The organism is Halothiobacillus neapolitanus c2 (genome assembly GCF_000024765.1).
Classification (GTDB): Bacteria; Pseudomonadota; Gammaproteobacteria; order Halothiobacillales; family Halothiobacillaceae; genus Halothiobacillus; species Halothiobacillus neapolitanus.
The window spans coordinates 2,297,501-2,313,570 of record NC_013422.1; the positions used below are offsets into that span (position 1 = coordinate 2,297,501).

Annotated in this window: 14 protein-coding genes (1 of these 14 cut by a window edge); 8 read left to right on the plus strand and 6 right to left on the minus strand. The window is 56.6% G+C overall.

From position 1 onward, the window contains the following. A protein-coding gene (tyrS, locus tag HNEAP_RS10660; protein WP_012824987.1) for a tyrosine--tRNA ligase crosses the window boundary here: on the minus strand, positions 1-580 show its 5' end (the start). The gene continues 629 nt to the left of window position 1, outside the view; 580 of the gene's 1,209 nt are visible here — the first part of the coding sequence; the start codon lies at positions 578-580; the stop codon falls past the left edge of the window. Positions 581-666: 86 nt separating this feature from the next. Between tyrS and HNEAP_RS10665 the strand changes: the two genes are divergently transcribed. Both HNEAP_RS10665 and HNEAP_RS10670 read left to right on the plus strand, forming a co-directional pair. Next, complete coding sequence (locus HNEAP_RS10665) at positions 667-2,139, plus strand: peptidoglycan DD-metalloendopeptidase family protein (RefSeq protein WP_012824988.1); 1,473 nt, start codon at positions 667-669, stop codon at positions 2,137-2,139. A gap of 5 nt (positions 2,140-2,144) precedes the next feature. Then, positions 2,145-3,320 carry an anhydro-N-acetylmuramic acid kinase gene (locus HNEAP_RS10670; RefSeq protein WP_012824989.1) on the plus strand — a complete coding sequence of 392 codons (1,176 nt, stop codon included), beginning with the start codon at positions 2,145-2,147 and terminating at the stop codon, positions 3,318-3,320. Between the two features lie 19 nt (positions 3,321-3,339). Here HNEAP_RS10670 and HNEAP_RS10675 read toward each other — a convergent pair whose 3' ends face one another. From HNEAP_RS10675 to argC, 3 genes are all read right to left on the minus strand, one after another. Further along, positions 3,340-4,509 (minus strand): citrate synthase, encoded by a 1,170-nt coding sequence (locus HNEAP_RS10675; protein WP_012824990.1) that lies wholly within the window; start codon positions 4,507-4,509, stop codon positions 3,340-3,342. Between the two features lie 9 nt (positions 4,510-4,518). After that, the gene (gene erpA / locus HNEAP_RS10680) at positions 4,519-4,881 is read right to left on the minus strand and encodes an iron-sulfur cluster insertion protein ErpA (protein WP_012824991.1); all 363 of its coding nucleotides are present in this window, start codon (positions 4,879-4,881) and stop codon (positions 4,519-4,521) included. A gap of 94 nt (positions 4,882-4,975) precedes the next feature. Next, complete coding sequence (gene argC, locus HNEAP_RS10685; protein ID WP_012824992.1) at positions 4,976-6,010, minus strand: N-acetyl-gamma-glutamyl-phosphate reductase; 1,035 nt, start codon at positions 6,008-6,010, stop codon at positions 4,976-4,978. Positions 6,011-6,124: 114 nt separating this feature from the next. Between argC and HNEAP_RS10690 the strand changes: the two genes are divergently transcribed. The 5 genes from HNEAP_RS10690 to HNEAP_RS10710 all read left to right on the plus strand — a co-directional run bounded on the left by HNEAP_RS10690 (position 6,125) and on the right by HNEAP_RS10710 (position 12,666). Next, positions 6,125-7,939 (plus strand): chloride channel protein, encoded by a 1,815-nt coding sequence (locus HNEAP_RS10690; protein WP_012824993.1) that lies wholly within the window; start codon positions 6,125-6,127, stop codon positions 7,937-7,939. A 50-nt stretch (positions 7,940-7,989) separates the two neighbouring features. Continuing rightward, positions 7,990-8,508 (plus strand): peroxiredoxin family protein, encoded by a 519-nt coding sequence (locus tag HNEAP_RS10695; RefSeq protein WP_012824994.1) that lies wholly within the window; start codon positions 7,990-7,992, stop codon positions 8,506-8,508. Positions 8,509-8,615: 107 nt separating this feature from the next. Next, complete coding sequence (gene map, locus HNEAP_RS10700; protein WP_012824995.1) at positions 8,616-9,398, plus strand: type I methionyl aminopeptidase; 783 nt, start codon at positions 8,616-8,618, stop codon at positions 9,396-9,398. After that, positions 9,395-12,001, plus strand: coding sequence for a [protein-PII] uridylyltransferase (gene glnD, locus HNEAP_RS10705; RefSeq protein WP_041600439.1), 2,607 nt, complete (start codon positions 9,395-9,397; stop codon positions 11,999-12,001). The genes map and glnD overlap by 4 nt, the downstream gene beginning before the upstream one ends. After that, positions 11,998-12,666: an RluA family pseudouridine synthase gene (locus HNEAP_RS10710; protein ID WP_012824997.1), complete on the plus strand. Its 669-nt coding sequence runs from the start codon at positions 11,998-12,000 to the stop codon at positions 12,664-12,666. The genes glnD and HNEAP_RS10710 overlap by 4 nt, the downstream gene beginning before the upstream one ends. Before the next feature lie 9 nt (positions 12,667-12,675). Here the strand turns inward: HNEAP_RS10710 and HNEAP_RS10715 are convergent, their stop codons facing one another. Further along, positions 12,676-13,380 (minus strand): LytR/AlgR family response regulator transcription factor, encoded by a 705-nt coding sequence (locus HNEAP_RS10715; RefSeq protein WP_012824998.1) that lies wholly within the window; start codon positions 13,378-13,380, stop codon positions 12,676-12,678. A gap of 4 nt (positions 13,381-13,384) precedes the next feature. Then, positions 13,385-14,488, minus strand: coding sequence for a sensor histidine kinase (locus HNEAP_RS10720; protein WP_012824999.1), 1,104 nt, complete (start codon positions 14,486-14,488; stop codon positions 13,385-13,387). 131 nt (positions 14,489-14,619) lie between these two features. On the opposite strand from HNEAP_RS10720, the gene argH reads away from it, so the two are divergent. Continuing rightward, positions 14,620-16,047, plus strand: coding sequence for an argininosuccinate lyase (gene argH / locus HNEAP_RS10725; protein ID WP_012825000.1), 1,428 nt, complete (start codon positions 14,620-14,622; stop codon positions 16,045-16,047). Positions 16,048-16,070: the final 23 nt, after the last annotated feature.

Genomic DNA, 16,070 nt, shown 5'->3' on the forward strand with positions numbered 1-16,070 from the left:
ACTTCTGGTCGGTACCCCCCAGTTCGACATCCGCTTTCAGCGCCACCGAGTCGTAACCCTGCACCAGTGGATACAAGAACTCATGGATCGCAATAGGCTGATGACCGGTATATCGCTTGGAAAAGTCATCCCGCTCCAACATGCGTGCCACGGTTTGACGACTCGCCAGCTCAATCAAATCGGCCGCCGTCATCGCGCCCATCCAGGTCGAATTGAACACGATTTCTGTTTTATCGGGGTCCAGAATCTTGAATATCTGGCGCTGATAGGTTTTTGCGTTTTCCTGCACTTGCTCCCGCGTCAATGTCGGGCGGGTCGCACTTTTACCCGTCGGGTCGCCAATCATCCCGGTAAAGTCACCAATTAGAAATAGAATGTGATGACCCATCTGTTGAAATTGGCGCAACTTGTTAATCAGTACCGTATGCCCGAGGTGCAAATCAGGGGCTGTCGGGTCAAAACCCGCCTTGATTCGTAGCGTACGGCCGGACTTCAGTCGCTCGACCAAGTCCTGTTCCAACAAAATCTCTTCAGCGCCACGGCGTATCTCTTCCAACGCAGTCGTCAATCGGTTGTCCACAATTCATCTCTCGTTACATTGAAACCTTAAAGCAAGCCTTGTATGGTACCCGTTTATATTAATAATACTGAATGGAATACACCCCCATGGATTCACGCCCCCTGTTTGCGACTACTCGAAAAAAAACGCGCATTGCCCCTTGGATTCGAGTCAGCGCCCTGATTTTAGGTGTTGGTTCGTTGGGCATGGTCATAGCCAAGATTTCGATCCCGACCGACCCTGCTCTTGATCAGCGCATTGATCTGAGTATCGCCGATGCGATTGCGCCGACGCCGCCAGAACCCGACCTCGTATCACAATCGACAAACAACGCCCCTTCCGCAGAATCCCCAACTTCCACAGCCTCGCTATTCAATGAAGACCCGCTGCCCGACCCGGCACTCACACTGACCCTGCCTCAAACGCCACCAGATGAACCCACGGAACCAGCACCGGTTGCTACCACCATCAAGGTCAAATCCGGTGACAGCCTGTCGACGATCTTTTCTCGTTTGGGCCTGAACTATCAGACAGTCTCAGACGTCATTGCGGTCGGCGACCAAGCCGCACCGCTCAAGAATCTGCGCCCTGGCGACCAGCTCAATGTAGAGTTGACACCAGACAATCAACTGCTCGCCATCAACTACCAACTGGCTCCCAACAAGACCCTAAGCATCCGCCGAGACGCAAACGACCAGTTCACCGCGGACAAGATCGTTCTCCCGATGGAAACACGCCTGACCACTGCGGAAGGCGTTATCGACAGTTCTTTATACCAATCTGCAATCGAATCGGGCTTATCCGCAAACATGGTTATGGAACTGGCCGACATTTTTGGCTGGAAGATCAACTTCCTGAAAGACGTCCAAAACGGTGATCACTTCCGGATCGTGTATGAAGAGAAATATGTCAACGGCAAGCATGTAGACACCGGCGCTGTTGTCGCTGCAGAATTCGTCAACAATGGCAAAACCTATCAGGCCGTGCGTTATACCGCTCCAAATGGAAAAACCGGCTATTACGAACCCAACGGCGCGAGCTTGGCGCGCGGTTTTCTGCGTTATCCAGTCGCATTTTCAAGAATCAGCTCGAAATTCAATATGCACCGCATGCACCCGCTCTATCATAAGATCAGGGCACATAAAGGCGTGGACTTTGCAGCGCCCACGGGCACACCTATCCACGCCGCAGGCCGTGGAAAAATCGAGTTTATCGGCTGGCAGCACGGTTACGGCAAGGTCATCAAAATCAAACATGATGGCGGCTTCGAAACGGTTTATGGTCACATGTCCCGCTTCAACAACCAGCTAAAACGTGGCAGCAGCGTCGATATGGGCGAGACAATCGGCTACGTCGGGATGACAGGGGCCGCAACCGGCCCGCATCTGCATTATGAATTTCACGTCAAGGGCGTATACACCGATCCGCTGGTAGCCAAACTGCCGGAAGCCAACCCGATTCCCTCGAAATATCGACAGGATTTCCTCGCCCAGACACAGTCCGCCTTGGATTTAATGGCCAAGGATGAGCGTCAGGCAGCACAAACCGTAACGAACACCGTCACTGCCACGGCGGACTAGTTCCGATGTCTCCCTTCTCTGACTTGGCCGCGCGCGCAGAAAAAGGGGTATTCATTGGTGTGATGTCGGGCACCAGCATGGATGGTATCGATGCCTGCGCCGTAGATTTTTCCGGCAAACGTGCGCGCGTCATTGCGCACCAGACTCTCGATCTGGGCGATTTGGCTGGAGAGATGCGCCTGCTGGCACTCGGCAAAACGCCCGACCACATCGACGCGATCGATTTTCTCGGTCTATTGGATGCCCGAATGGCTGAACACGTAGGCAAATGTGTTTTGGCACTGCTATCAGAACATCACATTCAAGCCAGTGATGTCGTTGCCATTGGCAGTCACGGCCAGACAATCCGCCACCGTCCGGCATCATCACCGTCTTTTACCCTGCAAATTGGCGACCCGAATGTGATTGCCGAGCGGACAGGTATTAATGTCATCGCAGACTTCCGGCGCCGTGACATGGCGGCAGGTGGACAAGGCGCGCCATTGGTCCCGCCCGCGCACAGGGCGCTCTTTGGCGCAAAAGAAGACGAAGACAGCACCCTTATTACCGTCAACCTGGGCGGCATTGCCAATATTGCCGTGATGGCGCCGGACACCCCTTTACTCGGGTTTGATACAGGCCCGGCAAATACCTTGATGGATGCATGGATAAAACACCATCGAGGGCTTTCGTTCGACGAGAACGGGCAATGGGCCGCGAGCGGAAAGCCGAATAAGCCCCTGCTTCAACACCTGCTGAACGAACCGTTTTTCCAACAAGCAGCGCCCAAATCAACAGGTATCGAGTTATTCAATCTCGAATGGCTTCGAACACAGGCTTCCACTTGGTTGGAAACACTACCGCCTGAAGACATTCAAGCCACGTTGGCTTCACTAACAGCGCACACCATAGCCGAATCACTACGCCCTTGGCTTGCTGCCGATTCTGAGCCATTGGTCGTTTTGGCAGGAGGTGGCGCCAGAAACCAATTTCTCACCGATCAGATTCAAGATGCAATTCACGACATACGAGCAGGAACGCGGGTCGAAACCAGCGATCTGTTCGGGATTGATCCTCAATGCGTGGAGTGCGCCGCTTTTGCCTGGCTGGCGCGGCAATTCTTGCTGGGAGAAGGGGGCAACGCCCCTTCGGTGACAGGGGCGGAAGGCCTGCGCATTCTGGGTGGGTTTTTCCCAGCCTAGAGCCTTCCTATCTTGCGAATCAACGCGACGACATGGGCTGATAGCTGCGCGGCTCGTAGCCTTGGTAGATTTGCGTCGGGCGGAAGATACGGTTATTGGCGATTTGCTCTTTCCAGTGTGCCAACCAACCTGCCGTGCGGGAAATCGCAAAGATTGGGGTGAACTGATCCCTCGGAATACCCAGCGCTTCGTACAGCAGGCCCGAATAGAAATCTACATTCGGGAAAATGCCCTTCGGAGCCAAACGCTCCTCGGCGCAACGTTCCAACGCCATTGCGATTTCGTACAGTGGCGAAATCTGGCCGCTGCGGTGCTCGCGTAACTGCTCGAGCAAACCTTGCAAAATATCGGCCCGTGGATCCTTGACCTTATATTCGCGATGCCCAAACCCCCAGACCACCTGTTTGTTTGCCAGGCGCTGATCCAGCCAGTCGGATACTTTTTCGACCGAGCCGATTTCATCCAGCATGTTCAGTACACGCTGGTTGGCGCCGCCATGCAGAGGCCCCGCCAGCGTACCGATGGCCGATGCAACCACGAGATTCGGCGGCGCGAGGGTGGAGCCGCAAACCAGAGCAGAGAAGGTAGACGCGTTGATGGTGTGTTCTGCGTGCAACACCAGGCAGGCATCCATGATGCGCGCCTCAACCGGATCGGGTTCACGCTCGTTCATCATGTACAGGAAATTTTCGGCATAGGTGAGGTCGGTGCGCGGTTGCACCGGATCGTCGCCACGCCGGATGTGCTCCCACATCGCCACCAGCGTCGCCATACTCGCGAGAATTTTCACGATCATCTGCTCGACAAACTCACTGTCGGCATTGACGCCATTGGCCGTCATCCGCTCTTGGCCCGGATAGAACATGCCCAAACTCGCGACACAGGTTTGAAGCGCCTCCATGGGGTGTCCATCAATCGGCAGAAACTTCATGATGTCACGCACGTTGTACTTTACGCGGCGGTTGGCACGCAGTTCCGCATCGAAACGCGCCAGTTCATCTGTTTCGGGCAACCCGCCATTGATCAGTATCCAGGCGGTCTCTTCGAAACTGCTGAATCGAGCTAAGTCGACGATGGGAAACCCGCGGTACGTGAGCAGGCCGACCTGTCCATCCAGAAAGGAAATGGCGGACTCCGTGGCGGGCACGCCCTTGAGACCGGGCACATACCCGTTTTGCACTTTATCCATGAAGAACCTCTAAATCGAGAAGGATGAACCACAACCGCAGGTGGTCGATGCCATCGGGTTACGGATCACAAACTGAGCTCCCGTTATGTCTTCTTTATAATCAATCTCGGCACCTTCAAGGTACTGAATGCTCATGGGATCGACGAGTAAGGTCACGCCCCCGCGTTCCACCTGTGCGTCGTCTTCCTGCGCGGCCTCTTCAAACATGAAGCCGTACTGGAACCCAGAACAACCGCCACCGGTTATGAAGACACGAAGCTTCAAATCGGGATTACCTTCTTCCTCGATCAAACTGCGCACTTTATTGGCGGCATTTTCGGTAAAAATCAGTGGCGCTTCGTCCACTGCTGCTTCAATCACTTCTGTATTCATCATTTCACTCCAGAATTCTGGCCGGTTTAAACCCGAAACATGGGTTCCATCATGGCCCAAAAGTCGAGCAGATGCTAAACTTTCGTTGTGTTTTTCACGGGGACAGGGCGACCAGATCAAGCCCTTGTTGCTCGGGAAAGCCCAGCATCAGGTTCATATTCTGCACGGCTTGACCCGCCGCGCCCTTGACCAAATTATCGATGACCGAACTGATGACCAATGTTGCCGCACCCTGAGGCCGGAAAATCGCCATCCGGCACAAGTTATTGCCACGCACGCTGCGGGTTTCGGGGTGACTGCCCGGCGGCATGACATCAACGAATGGCTCCGCATCGTAATAGGCTTCATATAACTGCTGCACATCCGCGGTCGGTTCTCCGACCAGTGGAATATACAGGCTCACTTCGATACCACGCACCATCGGTATCAAATGAGGCACAAAAGTTAACCCGATGGAACGCTCTGCCACTGCGGCGAGGGTCTGCACAATTTCGGGCTGATGGCGGTGACCATTGGCCGAGTATGCCTTGAAGCTCTCACCCGCTTCGGCCATCAGCATCGGCACCTCAGCCTTGCGACCGGCGCCACTGGTACCGGATTTAGAATCGGCAACCAGCCGGTCATGATCGACCCAGGCCTGCCCCATCAACGGCAACAGCCCAAGCGTTGTCGCGGTAACATGGCAGCCGGGGTTCGCCACCAGTTCAGCATCGCGGATTTCATCACGATACAGTTCCGGCAAGCCATACACGGCACGCTCAACCCAATCTGGTGAAGCGTGGCTCATGCCGTACCATTTCGACCAGACATCCAGATCCTTGATCCGATAATCCGCCGCAAGATCAATCACCTTAACGCCTTGAGCAAGAAGCTCGGGCGCCTGCTGCATGGCGATACCATTCGGCGTGGCGAAAAAGACAAGATCGCAATCGGCAAGGTTCGCCTCATCCGGGGCGGTAAAACATAAATCAATTGCACCGCGCAGATTCGGATACATGGCATCCACGCGCGACCCTGCATCGCCGCGGGAGGTAATGGCCGTAATCTCCACCCCGCCATGACGTGCCAGCAAGCGCATTAATTCGACGCCGGTGTAGCCCGTTCCTCCGACAATGCCAATTTTCTTCATGTTTTACTCCCCACAAATGGCCCCTAAGAAATAGCCCCTAAGAAATAGCAAATAATTCATCTATAACGCATCATAACAAAGCTTCATGAATGGATTGGGTAAACGAGGAATCCCGTGCGCAACAAAATCCGCGTCATTTTAGACCCACTCAGACTCAGACTTGCCAGCCCAGATGCCCTCACCCCCATGGCTATTTTAGGCTTGTTTGCCGGTATCGTCGCTTCAGCATTGGTTACGCTCTTTCGCTTTACGCTGGAATCACTGCAGATTTATTTCCTGGGGTTGCCGAGTCCGGATAATTATTCCGCGCTGCCAATCGAGTGGCGATTCTGGTTACCCACGCTGGGCGGAATAATCCTTGGCGTCGCGTTTATGCTGATCCCTCAAGCCGCCCGTGCGGTTGGCGTGGGCTTTGTGATCATCCGGTTTCACCGTTCTCAAGCAGACCTACCCTGGCCGAATGCGATTGTGCAATTTTTCAGCGCCGTCTGGGGGCTTCTGGTGGGGTTGTCGAATGGACGAGAAGGACCCGGTGTGCATTTGGGCGCAACGGCCGGGAGCTTGCTGGGTCAGCGCCTGGATTTACCCCAAAACAGCGTGCGCACCTTGGTTGGCTGTGGTGCGGCAGCGGCCATCGCCGCATCATTTAACACGCCGCTGGCCGCCGTCATCCTCGTGCTTGAATTAATTGTCCGGCAGTACACGCTTGCCACATTCATTCCCATCATTCTGGCTTCATCGGCTGGCGCACTATTTTCCACTCTGTTTTTTGGTGACAATCCGGCTTTTAACATCCAGCTTTACCACTCACTTGCCTTGTGGGAAATACCGGTCTTGGTTCTACTCGGTCTGGTCATCGGTGCCTTCTCTGCTGCCTACACCCACATCGCCGAGGTGTCGATTCATAGAACCTGGAAATGGCCGGTCTGGCTTCGATTTGGCTTGATCGGCATCATTACCGGGCTTGTGGGGATGTACCTGCCTCAAATCATGAGCATCAGTTACGACTCGGTCGGGTTGGCTGCCGGGGCTAAATTCACCCTGCTTTTGCTGCTGTTCCTGATTGTCGCCAAGCTGCTACTCAGTGCGCTGACTTTAGGCTTTGGACTGCCGCTGGGCTCGATCGGCCCGACCCTTGTTATCGGTGGGTTCACCGGAAGTGCATTTGGCACGGTGTTGTTAAGTTTTACCCAGATTCCGATCAGCGATGTGGCCTACTACACGGTGTTGGGCATGGGGGCCATGATGGGCGCAACGCTGCAAGCACCCCTGGCGGCGCTGACGGCCGTGATTGAACTCACGGGGGACACGGGCACCATCATGCCCGCGATGGTCACGATCATTATTGCCAGCCTCACCAGCCGGACACTTTTTGGCAAAGATGGCATCTACGATGCGGTACTCTTTGCCAACAGCCAACAACTGCGACTGCTCTCGCTTTGGCACAATGCAAACGATATTGCGATCAGCAGCATCATCAACCGCAACTTTACCGAAACAACAGCCCAGTGCTCCGTCAGCGATCTACAGAAATTGAAGACCGCCACCCCGGAATGGCTGGTGGTTCGAGATGATAGTCGTCAGCCCATCGGGGTGATTTCAGGCTACGAGCTGGATCGCTTTGTGACCACGCTTACCAACCATAACCCGCCAGAAGAAACTGCATCGGAAGACGTAAAGCTGCCGGAAACGCCGGGGGCAGACACACGCCATGACGAGCCAGAACCTGCCGAACGCATCGTTGATCTGACCACCGAATTGACCATGTTCCCGGCCAAGGCGGTCGATATTGGCCTGACTCTGATCGAAGCCCGTGAACTCATGCGCGCAAATAAGGTCGATGTCCTGATCGGTCAACGCACGACTGTCCCGCCATTCAAGCGGACTTTTGGCGTACTGACCCGCAGTTCGCTTGAAGAGCAGGCATAACCGGCCACAACAGAACGATACCCCGGCCAAGTACACATCCAGGTGAAACCATGAATGCAGAACCCAATTTCTCCGCCCAACGTCGCCTGCTGATCGGTGGCGCCGCGCTCGGGCTCTTCAGTGCCCTAACCGGTTGCTCGACCGAAACGCCCGTCAATCTCAGTGGGCTCGCGGTACAAAACCTGGACGGCAAACCCGTCGAACTGTCATCTCTGCTCGGCAAGCCGACCGCCATCACCTTCTGGGCAACAACCTGCCCCGGTTGTGTGGAAGAAATTCCGCACATGATCGCGCTGTACGACAAGTTTTCGGCCAAAGGGGTCAATGTAGTCGGCATGGCGATGTCTTATGACTCACTCAACCAGCTCAAGGCCATGGTATCGGAAAAGAAAATCCCCTATACCGTGTTGCAGGACAAAACCGGTGCTGCCGCCGCCGCGTTCGGGCCGGTTCGTCTGACACCCACGTTCTTCGTGCTGGATGCCAAGGGCAATATTCGCTACCAGAAGATCGGGCCATTCGATAAAACCCGCGTCGATCAACTACTGACTGCGTTAACCTCAAGCTAAAAAATCACTTTCAGGCAAGTCCGCATGGCTAACAGCCAGCGTGGGATCGGCGTGCCCGGATTTGGTACACTTGAGTTTCTATTTCTACGCAGCCAACGGCCAAAATCATGAGCATCATCATTAAAACGCCGGAACAAATTGAAAAAATCCGTCGTGCCAGCCTGCTGGCGACAGAAGTCCTGAATCTGCTTCGGCCGCTGGTCCTCGCGGGCGCTACGACCGACGAACTAAACTCGGTAGCACACAAGCACATCACCGAAGTGCAGGGCGGTGTGCCGGCCACTTTGGGTTATCACGGTTTCCCCAAATCGCTGTGTACCTCACTCAACCACCAGGTCTGTCACGGCATTCCCGGCCCCCGAAAACTGGAAAACGGCGATATCATGAATATCGACGTCACCGTTATCAAGGAAGGCTGGTACGGCGATACATCCGCCATGTACACCGTCGGCACGCCATCCATCCGGGCGCAACGACTAATCGACGTGACCTATGACGCCATGATGCGCGGCATCGAGGAAGTCAGGCCGGGCGCAACATTGGGTGATATCGGCGCGGCCATTCAGAAAGTGGCCGAATCCAGTGGGTTTTCCGTCGTTCGCGAATATTGCGGCCACGGTCTGGGGCAAAGTTTCCACGAGGATCCTCAGGTCTTGCACTATGGCAAGCGGGGCGAAGGCATTCGACTGGAGCCCGGCATGGTGTTCACCATTGAGCCGATGATCAACGCGGGCAAACGCGACATCAAACTCCTGAACGACGGCTGGACTGTCGTCACCAAGGATCACTCCCTATCGGCGCAGTGGGAACATACGATTGCGGTCACCGAAGACGGCTTCGATATCTTGAGTGGCGACTCCCGTCCCGCCAGCATGATATTGCCCACATGAGCCCTTCACTAATGGTGCATTCGAAAGAGCACGCCGATCTTGGCGCCCGCATTGCCCAGCATCTGGCAACGTGGCCGGAGGCGCTGCGTGCGACCGATGGCGCGCGGGTGTTTCTCGAAACGCACACCCATCTGATCGACGAATTGCTCAAAAGTTACTGGCCAGAGGAACTCGCGTCAGGTGCGGCTGCTCTGGTCGCAGTCGGTGGTTATGGTCGCGGCGAACAATTCCCGCATTCGGACATCGATCTGCTGATCCTGCTCGAAACCCATCAACCCGACTCAGCCATCCAGAATTTTCTGCGCCATTTGTGGGATGCAGGCCTTGTGATCGGTCACGCGGTGCGCACGGTCGATGAATGCCTGATCGCCGGGCGAGACGACGTGACGGTCTACACCAATCTGTTGGATGCGCGCTTGATTACCGGCAATGCCGCGCTGTTCAAACAACTGGATCAATTGGTCCGTTCCGATCAGGTCTTTCAGGACTGGCCCTTCTTCCAGGCCAAAACGGCCGAACAGGCCATACGCTATCAAATGTTCGATGAAATGGGCGCCAAAATCGAACCCAATATCAAAGAGAGTCCCGGTGGCCTGCGTGACCTGCACACCCTTCGCTGGATCGGCAACCGGGTAGCGGGCGCAGGTACGCTGGATGCCATGCACGAATATGGCCTGCTGGGAGATCGGGAATGGCAGACACTCACGGAGGCTGAGGCTTTTATCAGCCAAGTCCGCATCGGGCTGCATGCCTTGGCAGGACGCGCCGAAGAACGCCTTCTACTGCTACACCAGAAAACATTGGCGGCTCAGTTCGGCTATGAAGGTGAGCAGGACGGCAACCTTGCCGTAGAACGATTCATGCAGCGGTACTTCCGTACCACCATCGAGATCGAACGCCTCAACCAGCTGATTCTCCAAAACTTTCGCGAGGCACTCGACCCGCATCCGGATAATCGCATCATCCCGATCAATGCCCGATTCCGTATTCGAGGACACCTCTTGGAAACCGTCGATGCGCAGGTATTCATGCGCTCGCCGACAGCCATCCTCGAAATGTTCCTGCTTCTGGCGCAGCACACCGAACTGCTGGGCCCCAGCGCCGCTACGGCTCGCCAGCTTCGGGCCAACCTCAGCGTCATCGACGAGGGTTTCCGCAAAAATCCTCAGGCGCAACAACTGTTCATGGCGATTTGGCAGAACAAGACCGGCGTCTACCGGGCACTCAAGGCCATGAATCTCAGCGGCGTTCTGGCGGCCTACATACCGGCTTTCAGTCAGATCGTCGGCCTCATGCAGTTCGATCTGTTCCATGCTTACACGGTCGATGCACACACCCTTCTGGTCATCCGTAACCTGCGGCGCTTTTCCCAGCCGCAATTCACAGAAGAACACCCGATGGCCAGCCAGATCATCCATCGTGTCCACCGCCCGGAGACTCTCTATCTTGCCGGATTGTTCCACGATATCGCCAAAGGTCGTGGCGGCGACCACGCAGAATTGGGGGCCGTCGATGCACGGCAATTTGCCAATGCACATGGTTTACCCAGCGCAGAGGCCGAACGTATGGCCTGGTTGGTCGAAAACCATTTGTTGATGTCGTTCACCGCGCAGCGTCGCGATATCGAAGATCCGACCGTGGTGGAGGAATTCGCGCGTATCGTCGGCAGCTCTGCCCGACTGGATGACCTATACCTGCTTACGGTGGCCGACATCTGCGCCACCAACCTCAACCTCTGGAATTCCTGGCGTGATGCCCTACTCAAGCGCCTGCATCAGTTGACCGAAAACTGGTTCAACCAAGGCGAGCAGAGTGCGCGCGAGATCGTCGATGCAACGCGAGCAGCAGCGCTCCGCGAAGGCATCGCCGCCAATATTCCCGCTGAAGACCTCGCCGGCTGGTTCGAGAGCCTGCCGGACGATTACTTTCTGCGTACCGACATCGCACCTGTGCTGCAACATGCGCGCCTGGCGTTGGGGGAAGACCGCTTGCCCGTCCTGTGGATCAGCAACACGCCCGATCAGGATGCCATCCAGATTCTGGTATTAACTGAGAACAGCCACGGCCAGTTCGCGCGCATTGTGACCGAACTCGACCGCAGCGGATTGAATGTTCAATCGGCCAACATGACCGTGATCACGCCCACTGCTGCGCACTTGGAGAAGCGGGCGTTGTTCGAGTTCTTTATTCTCGACCAGCATAATGGCGCACGACTGGATCACTGGTCGCTCGACATGTTGCGCACGCGCCTGCGCGATCGGTTGCAAAGTACGGATGCAGCGCGCACCCGTATTCACCGCCGCAGCCCGCCTCAACTCGCCAGCATCGATGTGGCGACTCAAATTCAGTTTTTGAGTGACCATCGTCGAGGACGCACCGAAATCCAGATCATCACCAAGGATCGCCCCGGCCTGCTCGCCGACATCACAACCGCGTTCGCCGATTTGGACATCAGCCTCAATCACGCACGCGTCAGCACACTGGGTGAACGCGTTGAGGATGCATTCTACGTGGTAGAAAGGCAGGGTCATGCCGTGGATTCGCCCAAACGCTGCGCAGAAATTGAAGCTGCGCTACGTGCGGCCATTCATAGCCGCTCATGAATCCAAACACAAATCTTGGGCATCTCGCGGGCGTAACCGACACCACTGAGCCTTGGCGTCTGCTGGCCGAAACAGCGGATTTTCTGATCATCGCCAAGCCCACGCGCATGCTTACCCAACCGGGCAAGGAAGCGCACAAAACCGACAGCCTGATCACCCGCGTCAATCAGGAATTTCCCGAAGCGCGGATCGTGCATCGATTGGACTGGGATACATCGGGCGTGATGGTGCTGGCACGGCACGCGCGAGCGCACCGCGCACTATCAATCGCGTTTCAGGATCGACGCACAAAAAAGTGTTACATCGCCCATGTCGATCGCGCGCCCGCGCCGCCGCAGGGTTTGATCGACCGGCCGATCGGCTCGGACAGGGAACATCGCCCCCGCTACCGGATCGACGAGGAACAGGGCCGGCCTTCCCAAACGCGTTATGTCGTGCTGAACGAAACGGCGGATTTCGCTCGCCTGGCGCTGGAACCCATTACCGGCCGCTCGCACCAGCTTCGGGTGCATCTGCTGTCCATCGGCCACCCGATTCAGGGCGATACGCTCTACCACCCTCACGCACAAAACCATGCCCGGCTCATGCTCCATGCCGAATCGTTGTCCTTTCCTGACCCCGCAAGCGGAATCACGCAGACATTCAGCGATCCCGTCCCCTTCTAGCACACTGCTTCAATCGACACTTCCAAGCGCTTCACGTACGGCGGGCATTGCCCGGCGACTGATTTCCAGCGGCGCGGGCAACCCCACCACCTCCGCCAGATGCTGGCCGGATGCATTGCGGTTTATTGCCCGCAAGCGGGCGCGATTGATCAAACTGTGTCGATGCAAGCGAAGCAAATAATCGCCGAACAGTCCCTCCAGTTCCTTGAGACTCTGCTCCAGAAGCACTTCGCCTTCAACCGTGATCAGGCGGGTGTATTTATCGTCACTCAATGCGGCGATGATGTCGGAGGCGGACACCACGCGCTGCTGACGTCCGATCTGGATGTTCAGGCGCGGCTCGTGACTTTGCTGAGCGCGGGTGGGCTGTGCGGCGCGCGCGATGGCTTGGGCGAGCCGTTCAGGCTCGATGGGTTTAACGAGGTAATCGATTGGGCTGCTGGCAAACGCTTCGAGCGCATGACCGGGATGAGCCGTGGTGAAAATGATCGCGGGCGGCACGGCCAACTGGCGTAACCGCTTCGCCCAACTCAATCCCGACTCGCCGGGCATTTCGATATCGAGAAACACCAGCTCCGGCTCAGACGCCAATGCCGCCTCAGCCTTTGCCACATGATCGGCCTCGCCCACCACAAGTACATCGGGATGCTCGGACAGCAACCGCCGCAAACGTGCTCGGGCCAGCGGCTCATCATCGACAATTAATACACGCATGGCGTCATCCTTTCCTCTTGTTCGTTTGCGAGCGAGGCAGCACCAGCTTGACGCGAAAATGCGCGTCGATCACACCGGTGCGCAAACTCGCACGGTCGGCAAACATCAACGCCAACCGATCACGGATATTCTGCAGGGAGATCCCGTTGCCGTCCCGGGCTGACGGCTGATCATCCATGATGACCGGATTATCGATCAACAGACTGACGGCCTGGTCACCCACCAGACATTCAATGCGAATGGTGCACGGCTCCGAACTGCGCTCCACAGCATAGCGCACGGCATTTTCCACCAAGGGCTGGATGGTCAGGATCGGCAACGTGATCGCCGGCAACGGATCTTTGGGCAATACCCACTCAACGACCAGACGCGGACCAAGGCGCCAGCGTTCCAATGCCAGATAGCGACGGGTCAGAGCCAGCTCATCGTCCAGACTGGCCGTATCGCCCGCGTGCAGGGCAGCGCGAAAAATCGAGGCCAGATCCAGAACCGCCGCTTCGGCTGCCTTGGGATCGGTATCGATCAGGGCCGCTACGGTATTGAGACTATTGAACAGGAAATGCGGACGAATGCGGGCATGTAGTGCATCCAGCTCCGCCTTGGTCTGCGCCGTCACCCGCCGGGTTTTGGCCCAATGCAGCGAGAAAATCCAGATCCCCATACCGCCGACCACCGAGGCAATCGCCTGATTGTGCAACAAAAAATCAAACTGGCTTTCGAATGGATTCCACCCCAATCGGGTCAGCGACTGATAGGCCAAAACGCTCATGATCGACGTGACGATAAGCAGAATAGACATGACCACCAACAACAACCAATGCCGAGGCAGGCGACAGAGGGGCTTTTGCAGCGCGCATAACACGCCGACCGTAATCAGTGTCACCCAAGCGACGAACCATGAGGTGGTGCCCAGACGAATCCAGCGGTCTTCGGATACGCCGGGGGCAATGGCCAGCAACAGCGCCAACCCGAATCCAAGTAATAGCGTAATCAGCAAGATGCGCGGCGTGCAAAACGCGGGCAACGCCATGATGACAGGAGGCTGCGGTGGAAATTGAGCGTCCCCAGACAGATGTGGCTTGGATTGATCTGATTTATCTGCGCTCATCAACGCTCCATGTCTGTGTTTTATCCGGCCGGTCTATCTCACCAACCCTCGGGTTAGATCATCAAAAGAAGGTCGCGCGAGGCTTGCGATATACTACGCCACCCTGTGAGATATTTTAACGAGTGACCTTCATGATCCGCCCCGATGAACAGACCGCCCCCAACCCAGCCGAACTGCCGACGACCAAACTCTGGGGCGGCCGTTTCGACGAACCCACCGATGCCTTTGTTGAAGCCTTCACCGCTTCCGTTGGTTTTGACCAGCGCCTGTTCCGCGAAGACATCGCCGGTTCGACCGCCCACGCAAAAATGCTGGCCAAGGTTGGCGTCCTCACCACGGCGGAATGCGACAAGATCATCGACGGGCTGAACGGCATCCTGCTCGACATCGAGCGCGGCGATTTTTCCTGGGTTGTGGCCTATGAAGACGTGCACATGAACATCGAGGCGCGTCTGATCGACCGCATCGGCGATGTCGGCAAGAAACTGCACACTGGTCGTTCACGCAATGATCAGGTCGCTACCGACGTGCGACTGTATCTGCGTGGCGCCATTGATCGTATCGAGCTTGAACTGACTCGATTGCGGGCGGGCCTGGTGGATTTAGCCGAGCGCGAAGCCGATACCGTGATGCCTGGCTTCACCCATTTGCAGGTCGCCCAGCCGATCAGCTTCGGCCATCACCTGCTCGCCTGGTACGAAATGCTGACCCGCGATGCCGAGCGGCTGGCCGACGTTCGCAAGCGCGTGAACATCCTGCCCTTGGGTTCGGCGGCGCTGGCGGGCACGTCTTACCCGCTTGATCGCGACTATGTGGCCGAACTGCTGGGCTTCGATGGCGTCAGCCGCAATTCGCTGGATGCCGTTTCCGACCGCGATTTCGTCATCGAATTCCTCTCAGCCGCCTCGGTGTCCATGATGCACCTGTCGCGCATGAGCGAAGAGCTGATTCTCTGGACCTCCGCCCAGTTCGCCTTCATCGATCTGCCGGATCGCTTCTGCACCGGCAGCTCGATCATGCCGCAGAAGAAAAATCCGGACGTACCCGAACTCGTGCGCGGCAAAACCGGGCGTGTGTATGGCGATCTGTTCGCGCTGCTCACCCTGATGAAAGGCCAGCCGCTAGCCTACAACAAAGATAACCAAGAAGACAAAGAGCCACTGTTCGATGCCGTGGACACCTTGATGGGTAGCCTGCGCGCCTTCGCCGATATGATTCCGGCCATCGAACCGAACCGCGAGCGGATGCGCATCGCCGCCAAGCAGGGGTTCTCCACCGCGACCGATCTGGCCGATTACTTGGTGCGTCAGGGCGTTGCGTTTCGCGATGCGCATGAAATTGTCGGTAAAGCCGTACGCCACGCCCAGAACGCCGGTTGTGATCTATCTGAATTGCCTTTGGCGCAATTGCAGGCCTTCTCGCCGAAAATTCAGGACGATGTGTTCGCGGTACTGACCCTTGAAGGCAGCATGGCCGCGCGCGACCTCACCGGCGGCACCGCACCGAATCAAGTGCGTATACAAGCGGCCGCCGCGAAAAAGGGACTGCAACGTTCGTAAAAAGCCCGCCATCTAACCGTCAT

What these genes read in the sequence shown, in the direction of transcription:
- glnD (WP_041600439.1), top strand. Translation starts at nt 9,395, where the DNA reads ATGAGCCCTTCACTAATGGTGCATTCGAAAGAGCACGCCGATCTTGGC.
- HNEAP_RS10665 (WP_012824988.1), top strand. Translation starts at nt 667, where the DNA reads ATGGATTCACGCCCCCTGTTTGCGACTACTCGAAAAAAAACGCGCATT.
- erpA (WP_012824991.1), bottom strand. Translation starts at nt 4,881, where the DNA reads ATGAATACAGAAGTGATTGAAGCAGCAGTGGACGAAGCGCCACTGATT.
- argH (WP_012825000.1), top strand. Translation starts at nt 14,620, where the DNA reads ATGATCCGCCCCGATGAACAGACCGCCCCCAACCCAGCCGAACTGCCG.
- HNEAP_RS10695 (WP_012824994.1), top strand. Translation starts at nt 7,990, where the DNA reads ATGAATGCAGAACCCAATTTCTCCGCCCAACGTCGCCTGCTGATCGGT.
- HNEAP_RS10675 (WP_012824990.1), bottom strand. Translation starts at nt 4,509, where the DNA reads ATGGATAAAGTGCAAAACGGGTATGTGCCCGGTCTCAAGGGCGTGCCC.
- HNEAP_RS10715 (WP_012824998.1), bottom strand. Translation starts at nt 13,380, where the DNA reads ATGCGTGTATTAATTGTCGATGATGAGCCGCTGGCCCGAGCACGTTTG.
- HNEAP_RS10720 (WP_012824999.1), bottom strand. Translation starts at nt 14,488, where the DNA reads ATGAGCGCAGATAAATCAGATCAATCCAAGCCACATCTGTCTGGGGAC.
- map (WP_012824995.1), top strand. Translation starts at nt 8,616, where the DNA reads ATGAGCATCATCATTAAAACGCCGGAACAAATTGAAAAAATCCGTCGT.
- argC (WP_012824992.1), bottom strand. Translation starts at nt 6,010, where the DNA reads ATGAAGAAAATTGGCATTGTCGGAGGAACGGGCTACACCGGCGTCGAA.
- HNEAP_RS10670 (WP_012824989.1), top strand. Translation starts at nt 2,145, where the DNA reads ATGTCTCCCTTCTCTGACTTGGCCGCGCGCGCAGAAAAAGGGGTATTC.
- HNEAP_RS10710 (WP_012824997.1), top strand. Translation starts at nt 11,998, where the DNA reads ATGAATCCAAACACAAATCTTGGGCATCTCGCGGGCGTAACCGACACC.